The organism is Actinomadura logoneensis, assembly GCF_003428695.1.
GTDB lineage: Bacteria > Actinomycetota > Actinomycetes > Streptosporangiales > Streptosporangiaceae > Spirillospora > Spirillospora logoneensis.
Map to the genome: position 1 here is coordinate 1 of NZ_QURH01000977.1, position 9,357 is coordinate 9,357.

Annotated in this window: 9 protein-coding genes; 7 read left to right on the forward strand and 2 right to left on the reverse strand. The window is 74.1% G+C overall.

Annotated features, from left to right (window positions below; all coding sequences use genetic code 11):
- Positions 1–91: 91 nt before the first annotated feature.
- Positions 92–1,108, reverse strand: a complete 1,017-nt coding sequence (locus DZF91_RS39145) for a hypothetical protein (protein WP_147341507.1) — start codon at positions 1,106–1,108, stop codon at positions 92–94.
- 249 nt (positions 1,109–1,357) lie between these two features.
- Between DZF91_RS39145 and DZF91_RS33185 the strand changes: the two genes are divergently transcribed.
- From DZF91_RS33185 to DZF91_RS33205, 5 genes are all read left to right on the forward strand, one after another.
- Positions 1,358–2,398 (forward strand): hypothetical protein, encoded by a 1,041-nt coding sequence (locus DZF91_RS33185; RefSeq protein WP_117361000.1) that lies wholly within the window; start codon positions 1,358–1,360, stop codon positions 2,396–2,398.
- Between the two features lie 39 nt (positions 2,399–2,437).
- Positions 2,438–3,418 (forward strand): hypothetical protein, encoded by a 981-nt coding sequence (locus DZF91_RS33190; RefSeq protein ID WP_117361001.1) that lies wholly within the window; start codon positions 2,438–2,440, stop codon positions 3,416–3,418.
- The gene (locus DZF91_RS33195; RefSeq protein WP_117361002.1) at positions 3,415–4,173 is read left to right on the forward strand and encodes a hypothetical protein; all 759 of its coding nucleotides are present in this window, start codon (positions 3,415–3,417) and stop codon (positions 4,171–4,173) included. Before DZF91_RS33190 ends, DZF91_RS33195 begins: the two co-directional genes overlap by 4 nt.
- A gap of 238 nt (positions 4,174–4,411) precedes the next feature.
- Positions 4,412–5,509, forward strand: a complete 1,098-nt coding sequence (locus DZF91_RS33200; RefSeq protein WP_117361003.1) for a DUF695 domain-containing protein — start codon at positions 4,412–4,414, stop codon at positions 5,507–5,509.
- Between the two features lie 263 nt (positions 5,510–5,772).
- Positions 5,773–6,657: an acetoacetate decarboxylase family protein gene (locus DZF91_RS33205; protein ID WP_199487069.1), complete on the forward strand. Its 885-nt coding sequence runs from the start codon at positions 5,773–5,775 to the stop codon at positions 6,655–6,657.
- A gap of 9 nt (positions 6,658–6,666) precedes the next feature.
- Here DZF91_RS33205 and DZF91_RS33210 read toward each other — a convergent pair whose 3' ends face one another.
- Positions 6,667–7,842 carry a cysteine desulfurase family protein gene (locus DZF91_RS33210; protein ID WP_117361007.1) on the reverse strand — a complete coding sequence of 392 codons (1,176 nt, stop codon included), beginning with the start codon at positions 7,840–7,842 and terminating at the stop codon, positions 6,667–6,669.
- A 182-nt stretch (positions 7,843–8,024) separates the two neighbouring features.
- Here DZF91_RS33210 and DZF91_RS33215 point away from each other — a divergent pair, with 182 nt between their 5' ends.
- Both DZF91_RS33215 and DZF91_RS33220 read left to right on the forward strand, forming a co-directional pair.
- Positions 8,025–8,546, forward strand: a complete 522-nt coding sequence (locus DZF91_RS33215) for a TetR/AcrR family transcriptional regulator (RefSeq protein ID WP_117361005.1) — start codon at positions 8,025–8,027, stop codon at positions 8,544–8,546.
- Between the two features lie 223 nt (positions 8,547–8,769).
- On the forward strand, positions 8,770–9,357 hold a 588-nt coding region (locus DZF91_RS33220; protein ID WP_117361006.1), incomplete at its 3' end, for an MFS transporter.

Sequence of the window (9,357 nt, forward strand, 5' to 3'; positions counted from 1 at the left end):
CACGCCCGGCCCGGGCACGCCGGGCCCGCGGACGCCCGGCCCGCGGGCGCCACGGCGCGCGGGACCACCTCGCGTCGGATCGCGACCCCCGTCAGGTGAGGAAGCCGCCGAGGCTGCGGTTCTGCGAGACCGCGGTGTCGAAGGCGAGCGGGCAGGCCAGCGTCAGCGTCTTGAACGGCTCGGGAAGCTGGACGTGCTGGCGCAGCACGTACCGGTCCGACCCGGTGAACGCCTGGGCGAGCAGGTCGCCGAAGCCCTCGCTGGCGCGGCGGAACAGGGCCAGCTCGTTCTCCGCGTTGTCCTTGACCCGGCCGCCGAGCAGTTCGTAGTAGCCGATCTGCCGGTCGTAGGCGTCCAGGAGCTCCCATCCGCGCAGGGCGCGTTTCCGCAGGTAGCCGAGGGGCTGGTTGTGCGGGGACAGGATCTGCATCTTGGGCGTGTGCGCGAACCCGTACGGCTTGTAGAAGGTGAACAGCGGCATGCCGTCCGGGCGCATGATGGTCAATCGGCGCTCGGCGTTGTTCTGCGTGCCCTGGTTGAGGGCACGGAACACCTTGCGCGCGCCGTTCACGCCCTCTTCGCGGACGTACGCGGCGGGCCGTCCGTCCGCCGACCAGATCGTGTAGTTCGCCTCGACCGAGAAGAACCCCTGCGGCTGGTCGTAGACGAGCAGCGACTCGGCGTAGAGGTCCGCCGGTCCTGCCTGCTGCGGGTACCCCGGAGGCGGAGCCGGATGATGTGCGGGCGGCGGAGGCGGATGGTGGGCGGGTGGCGGAGCCTGCTGGTAGCCCGGGGGCGGTGCCTGTTGGTACGCCTGCTGATACGCCTGGGGCGGGGCCTGCTGGTATCCCGGCGGCGCATACCCAGGCTGTTGCGGGTGCTGAGGAGGAGCGGGCGGGGCGTACCCCTGCTGCGCGTATCCCTGCGGCCCTTGTCCGGGGTGGGGATGCGGAGGCCCTGGCTGGTGATGCGGGTGTATCGGCGGGGCCGGTTGCGGCGCGTAGGGCTGCGCCGGGTTCCCCGGGGGCGGCGCGTAAGGCTGCGCAGGGTGACCCTGCTGGGGCGGCGCGTACCGGGGATCCCGTGGAGGCGTGGGGGGATGGCTCATGGGGCTCCTCAGTCACGGAACAACCGCACTCTAGCGGCCCATAAGCCGCACAAGAACGGCTTTACCGGCACGGAACCGACGCCCGACCAGGCCGCCGGACCGCCCCGCCCTCTCACCCCTACCTGTACCCCGCATCCTGATGGAGCGTGACATCAACGGACTTCGCCCAAGATGGCCGGATAGTCCCTGTTCCAGGCTGGTGATCCCCTGCGACAATCCCCACCGGATCGTCATCACGGGGGAACGACATTGAGCACGCGGAACACGCGGCGTCGGACGTCACGCGGGCGGTTTCCGGCCGGTCTCACCGCGCTCGGCGTCCTGCTGGCGCCCGCGCTCGGCGGCTGCGGCGGGTCCGACGACGACCCGAAGCGCGGCCCGGAGCAGGTCGACGTGGCCTTCGTGGTCACCGGGGACCACCGGACGGCGGACGTCACCTACGAGGTGGCGGGGGTGAAGACGGACGTGAAGGCCGCGTCCCTCCCGCTGCGCAGGACGGTGCGGATGTCCGAGGACCGCAGCATGTCGGTGGAGGTCCAGAACCCCGAGGGGAACAGCCTCGGGACCGTCACGTGCACGGTGCTGGTGGGCGAACGCGTGATCAGCCAGCGGACGGGCGTGGAGTACGCCTCCTGCCTGAGCGTCACCCCGACCGACTACACGGTCCCCGGCGCCACGGTCCCGACGGCCGGCGCGTCGCCCCGGCGCGGGAAGCCGCTGCCGGGTGAGACGCGCCTGACCACCCGGGTCCCGATCAAGCGGTATCCCGGCGCCGGGTCTCCCACCAGGGGCCGCGTCACCGACGGGGTGGCGCACCTGTCGTACATGTCACTGGGCGGCGACTGGGGAGCGAGCAAGGCCGATCCCGACACCTCGGAAAACTCGCGTGAGCAGTCGTTCACCACCGAGGGGACATGGGTGGCGATGCTGTCCTCGGGCGTCCTCGAACCGGACCTCGCCGCGGTCTCGAAGGCGCGCGGCCCGAACCGCCTGCGCGTGCTCGCCGGGGCCGTCCAGGACGACCGCCAGGAGGGGAACTTCCCCGACGGCGCCCGCGGCCGGGACGTGGCGTCCCAGCCGTTGAAGGTCGGCGGGCGCGACGCCTGGGCGGTCGTCCGGGAGATCCGGTTCACCAAGCCGGGCATCCGGGCGCGGCTCGACCTGTCGGCGGTCGTCGTCGTCGACACCGGACGGCCGCGTCCGTCCTATGTCTGGATCGACATCCCCGAGACCCACGCACGCCTCTACCCGGACGTCAACACCGTGATCGACTCGCTCCGGACCGCCTGACGGGCCGCCGTCCGCACCGCCGCCGAGGGAGGGAACGCGATGGAACAGCCGAAGCACCTGGCTCGGCCGGTGGTGGACCCCGACCTGCCGTCCGACGTGCGGGACGCGCTGCTGAGCAGGCCCGACCTGCTGACTCCGGCGTCCGGGGAGCCACCGCCCGACACCGGCGGCGCCCGGCGCCCGGTCGTCGAGGCGCTGCCGACCGTCCCGATGGCGGTCTCCTGCGCGGCCCTGCCCGTCGTGTGCCTGCCGTTCATGGTCGGACGCGACCGGGGGCTGGTCCTCGGCGGGCTCCTCCAGCTCGGGCTCGCGGGCCTGTGGTGGGGCAGGGGCTTCTGGCCGTTCATGCTGGCGGAGGTGGTCCTGGAGGTCGCGTTCCTCGCCTGGCTCCTCGTGTCCGCCGGAGTGCGGACCGATCCCGCCCACCTCGCGCGCGTCCACCACGGCCGCTACTACGTGGACCGCGACTTCACCGTGAGGCCGCGGCGGCAGCTCACCACCCCGCCCCGGCGGCTGATGCGGCGCGCGCAGGAGGCGGTCGCGGCCGTCCAGAGGTCGGCGGTCGGCCGCGCCGGGCTGCTCTACGACATGGTCCATCCGGTCGACCTGCCGCGCGTGGAGTGGGGGATCGCCGAGACGCTGGCCGAGCACTCCGCCCGCGAACGCCGGCTGGCCGAGATCCTGCACCGGCGGGGGAACTCCGCGGAGGCGCGGGCGGAGCTCGAACCCCACTGGCAGAAGCTGCGGGCCGACGTGGACGTCGTGGTGGGGCAGGTCGAGGCGCTGGAACGGTACGCGGACCGCGTCCGCGCCGCCGACGCGGTCTACCGGGAGCAGCGTCCGCCGTCCGACGCCCCGCCCGTGCGACTCGCCCGTCCCGTCTCCGGCGACTCGGACGGCTCCGATGGCTCCGATGGCTCGCACGGTTCGGACGGGCCTCCTGAGCCGGTGTCCCTGGAGGACAGTCTCCAGGAGGCCCGGCGCGCGGCCCGCGCACTGCCCGGAAGGCCGGTGACATGACGATCGAGGGAACGGCGGACGGCAACACGGTCGTCCGCGCGCTGCGGTCCCGGGGGAACCTCGTGGAACGCCTCCCGGACAGGCTGCGGCTCGTCGGCTTCGTCCTGCTGCTCGCGCAGGTCGTGGGGTGCGTCGCCGTGCTGGTGACGCACGGCCGGGACGGCGACCGGCCGAGGCCCTCGGCGGCGCAGCCGGTGGAACCGTGGACCGGCCCGCCACCGGCCGCCGCGACCGTGCCCCTCCCCCGGTATCCGGGGAAGGGATCGCCGACGAACGGGCGGATCAGCGACTTCCCCGCGCAGGTCACGTACATCTCACTCGGGGGCGTCTGGAAGGCCGCGAGCGCCACGCCTGAGACGGACGGGTTGACGACCAAGTACACCTTCAGGGACCGGAACGGCGTGACCGCGACGATCGGCTCGGGCCCCATCCAGGACTACCCGGGCGTGACCGGACGGGGCTGGGACTGGCTCCGGTCGCTGGCTCTCAGGGCGTACGACCACCACCAGACCGGCATTCCCTGGGCGACCGTCGAGGAGGACCGGTCCCGTCCGGTCTGGCTGGACGGCCACGCCGGATGGCTGGTCACGCGGAACGTCGGCCTCAGCACACCGGGCCGGTCCGGCATCTCGGGGGTCGTCGTGCTGGACACCGGGCACGTGCTGCCCGCCGTCCTCTGGTTCTTCGTCCCCGACACGCGCAAGGACCTCTACCGCGACATCAGCACCGTGATCGCCTCCCTCAACGTGCAGTGAGGCGGCCGGGCCGCCGCCCGGTCGCACGACGGACGGACGACGGACGGACGGACGACGGCGGACAACGGCGGACAACGCGCCTGGGCGACGGGCGGGCAACGGCGTCCGGGGCGGCGGCGCGGGGCGGCCTGCGGACGGGCGGGTCACCGATGACGAGAGGGGCGAGTGCTCGCGTAGGGTTGCGGAGCGGGTCCTTCCGGGCCCGCGCCGTTCGATCTGAGACAGGAAGAGACGACTGGTGGGTATCTTCCGCCGTCCGCGTGAGACGACGTCCGCCGTGAGCCCGGCGATCAGCGAGTTCTGGGAGTGGTGGGCGGGGGCCCGTCCGGCCGTCGAGGCGTCGCTGTCGGCGGTGCCCGACACGCCCGAGGCGCTGCTGTCGGACGGGGAGGCGGGAGCGGAGGCGGCGTCCGGCCTCACGGCGGAGATCATGGAGGAGCTGTCCCGCCGGGTCGCCCGCATCCATCCGGACCTGCAGTGGGAGATCGGCGGCATGGAGGGGCGCGCGCCCGCGCTCACCGTGTCCGGCGGCGGCGACCCCGAGCTGCGCGGGCTCGCCGAGCGCTGGTACCGCGCCGCGCCGGACGGCGACGCGGCGGGCGGCTGGGACTTCCATCCGGCGCGTCCGGCCGACCCGGAGATGCTCGGCCAGGAGCTGCAGCTCGGCGACCACGACTTCGACCTGGAGTACGTCCGGTTCGGAATGCGGGCCGACCAGTTCCGCGGCCGGGTCGACATCACCGCCTACCACCCCGACTTCCTGTTCGTCTCCGAGGAGCACCAGGTCGCGGTCGCGTTCCACGTGCTGCACTGGGCGCTCGGCGAGGACGACGTGGCGCGCTGGGTCGGCGAGGTGAAGATCGCCTCCGAGGAGCCGGTGGACTCGCTGCCCCCGGCGGTGCTGCCCATGGTCGTCGAGCAGATCGTCGAGGACTTCCGCGAGCCGACCTGGCTGTCGGGCGAGGGCCGCACGCCGCGCGGGCACCCCGCGCAGTTCGGCATCCGCTTCCCCGTGCACCGGCAGGACCACCCGCTCGCCGACCTGCACGTCGAGGTCTCGGTGCCCTACCAGCACGCCAACCCGGACCGGCTGCCCGTCGAGCCGTCCGCGTCGGCGCTGCGCAAGTTCGAGAAGAAGCTCGACGCGCTGCCGGACTCGGTGCTCGTCGTCCGGCAGACCGGGGACGGGCTGCGCGTCTTCCACATGTACGTCGATCCGGACTCGGGCGTCCTCGCCGAGCTCGACCAGCTCACCGCCGGATGGGGCGAGGGCAAGGCGAAGGTCGCCTCCACGCCCGACCCGGGCTGGCGCGCGCTGGCCCCCTTCCAGCCCTAGCCGTCCCCGCGTCCCGCCGGTTCGGTTCTCTCGCCGTCCGAAGCCCGCATCCGTACGCCTGTGCGCACCTCCCGCGCGCAGGGGCAAGGATGCGGGCTTTCGCATGTCGGGCTTCCAGGCTTCGGGATCCCGGTTTCCCGGGCTTCCGGGTTTTAGCCGCCGTCCTGGCGGAACACCTAGGTATAGCGCTTGGCGACGCTTATGTGACATTTCGTGTCCAACGGGACGGGCCGGGGGAACGCGGCCCGCTCCAAGGAGTGCTCATGAAGCCGGAAGAACTGCTGCGCGCCCCCGTCTCCCCCTCCACCCTGCCTCCGTCACCCGTGCCCTCGTTCCCTGCGGCCCCGCTCGCGGGGTTCCCGGCGGCCGACCGGTCGCGCGCCGCGCCGCCGCTGTTCGACCGCGAGTGCTTCAGCGTCGTCTACCGCAGCGATCCGGAGACGCTGCGCGCCGCCGTGCCCGAGCCGCTGGAGGTCGCCGAGCCGCTCGTCCGGTTCGAGATCGCGAACCTGGCCGGTGCGGACGGCCACGGCTCCCGCACCGAGGCGTACCAGGTCGTCGCCGTCCGGTACGGCGGCGAGGACGGCGAGTACCTGCACGCCGTGCATCTGGGCGGCGGCGGCACGCTCCCCGCCGGACGCGCCCCGTCGTCCTCCCCCGGCCCCGCGACCGCCGGGACACCGCGGCTCGTCGTCGAGGAGGACCTGCTCGTCGGCACGCTGGACTGCGGGGCGCAGCGCGTCGCGACCGCCACGATGCCCTACGAGTACGCCCCGATGAACCTCCGCGAGGCGCGGGAGCAGATCACCCGCCCCACGTTCGCGGTGAGACCGGCGGCGGGGACGGCCGTGGCGTCCAGCGCGGCGGAGACCGTCGGGACGGGGACCGGCGCGGCGGGGATCGGCGGCGCGGGGACCGGCGGGTCGCGGGGCGGGGAACTCGTCCGGACGGAGCTTCCCGGGATCACGGTCAGGCGCGCGTGGCGCGGCCCGGCGTGGCTCCAGCTTTTCGAGCACGCGCTGGCGCCGCTGGCCGAGCTGCCCGTCCTGGAGGTCGTCTCCGCCTCGCACGTGCTGGCCGACCTGACGCCGCGCGGCGCCGGCCCCCGGCGTCCGGGCGAGCGCGTCGAGGCGCGGCACCCGGGCTGAAGCGGACGGTCAGCTGAGCCCGGCGCGGCGGGCGCGTTCGACGACCGGCGGGAGGGCTTCGGCCAGGGCGTCCACGTCGGCCTCGGTCGAGGTGTGGCCGAGGGTGAAGCGGAGCGAGCCGCGCGCGCGTTCGGGCGTCGCGCCCATCGCGAGCAGGACGTGGCTGGGCTGCGCGACCCCGGCCGAGCAGGCCGAGCCGGTCGAGCAGGCGATGCCGCGCGCGTCCAGCAGCATGAGCAGGGCGTCGCCCTCGCAGCCGGGGAACGAGAAGTGCGCGTTGCCGGGCAGCCGGTCATCCGGGTCGCCGTTGAGGACGGCGTCCGGGACGGCCTCCCGCACCGAGGCGATCAGCCGGTCGCGGAGGACGGTGAGCCGGGCCGCCTCGTCCGCGCGGCGCTCGGCGGCGAGCCGGGCGGCGGCGGCGAACCCGGCGATGGCCGGGGTGTCGAGGGTGCCGGACCGGACGTCCCGCTCCTGGCCGCCGCCGTGCAGCAGCGCGACCGGGTCGACCCCGCCGGCCTTGCCGGGCTTGCCGAGCAGCAGCGCCCCGACGCCGAGCGGCCCGCCCAGCTTGTGCCCGGACAGCGTGAGCGCGTGCGCGCCGCTCGCGCCGAAGTCGACCGGGAGGTGCCCGGCGGCCTGGACGGCGTCGGTGTGGAACGGGACGCCGTGCTCGCGCGCGATCCCGGCCAGCTCCGCCACCGGCTGGACGGTGCCGACCTCGTTGTTGGCCCACATGACGGTGACCAGCGCGACGTCGTCGCCGGTGCCGATCATCTCGCGCAGCGTCTCCGGCTGGACCCGGCCGAGCCCGTCGCACGGGATCCACTCGACCCGGGCGCCCTCGTGGGCCGCGAGCCACTGGACGGTGTCGAGGACGGCGTGGTGCTCGACCGCCCCGGCGAGCACCCGGGTGCGGGCCGGGTCGGCGGCGCGCCGGGCCCAGTACAGGCCCTTCACGGCGAGGTTGTCGGCCTCGGTGCCGCCCGAGGTGAACACCACCTCGCTCGGCCTCGCGCCGAACGCCTCGGCGACGGCCTCGCGGGACTCCTCCACCACCCGGCGCGCCCGGCGCCCCGCCGCGTGCAGGGACGAGGGGTTGCCCAGCCCGCCCAGCTCGGCCGTCATCGCCGCGATCGCCTCGGGGAGCATGGGGGTCGTCGCCGCATGGTCCAGATAGGTCACCACGCGCCCCAGGTTATCCGCGCGGCGTCCGGGCCCGGCCCCGGCCCGGACGCCCGCCGCCCGCACGACGGAACCTGCGGGGTGACCGTGGTCACAGCGGAATATTTACGCTCCAGATGTGATTTTTACGGAAGATCTTCGAGTTGTCGCCTGAACCGTCCGGTCGGTACAGTGGAGCAGCCATGATGAAGCAAGCCCTCCTCGACGCCGCCGAGGCCGTGCTCTCCGAGCACGGCGGACGCGCGTTGACGCTGAACGCGGTCGCCGAGCGCGCCGGGGTCAGCAAGGGCGGGCTGCTCTACCACTTCCCGACCAAGGAAGCCCTGGTCCAGGCGCTGGTCGCCCGCGTCATCGCGGAGTTCGACGAGCTCATCGGCTCGTTCGAGGACGGCGGCCCCGGGTCCTACACCCGCGCCTACGTCCTGGCGACCTTCGAGATCCTCACCGGCGAGGCGCGGGCCCACCGGCGATGGTCGGCCATCACGGCCGCCGCCACCGATCCCGAGCTCGCCGAGCCGCTGAACGAGGCCATGGGCCGCTGGCACAAGCGCCCCTGCGGCGAGGATCCGGACCCGGCCACCGGCATGGCCGTCCGGCTGGCCGCCGAGGGCCTCTGGGAAGTGCTGAGCCACAGACCCGGGCTGTACGACGAGGCGCAGCTCGCGGACCTGAGGACACGGCTCCTGGCACTGGCCTCCGGCTGACGGCCCTGGCCTCCGGCCGCCCGGCCTCCGGCTGACCGGCACCGGCCTCCGGTCGGCGCCGGGCCGCCCCGCCTCGTCCACCCGCACGACCCACCCACCAGCTTGACCGACCCGGCGCACGCCGCCGCGCCTCCGGACGCCCCGACGGGCTTTGGAGCGTTCCGGCGTGCCCGGGCGCCGACCCCCGGGCCCTTGCCCCACCTAGACGAGAAAGAGGTGAACCATGCTGCTGCGCGCGCGCACGGGTACGTTCCTGACCTTCGCCCTGGCAGGACTGCTCTGCGGTGTGTGGACTTCGCGCATGCCCGCACTCGCGAGCAAGTTCGGGACGAGCGAGGGAGAGATCGGCATCGTGGTCCTCGTCTGGGGCCTCGGCGCGCTGGTCGCGATGCAGGGCCTGCGGGCCGTGATGGGACGGGTCGGGAGCCGGGCCGTCCTGCGCGTCGCGCTGCCGCTGACCGCGGTGTCCTACATCGGCGTCGCCTACGCGCCGACCTACGGGGTGCTGATCGCCGCCGTGGCGCTGTTCGGGATGACCTTCGGGATCACCGACATCGCCATGAACGCGCAGGCCAGCGTGGTCGAGCAGGCGTACAGGCGGTCGATCCTGTCGTCCATGCACGCGGGCTGGTGCGTGGGCGCGATGACCGGCGGGCTGATCGGCTTCGGCACCGCGCACGCCGGGCTCGGCTTCAGCGCCACCGTGCTGGCCGCCTCGCTCGCCGCGCTGCCGCTCGCGCTGCTGCTCGGCCCGACCTACCTGGCCGACCGCCCGGCGCGCGCCGCGTCCGGTGCGGGCCGCCGCCGCGCC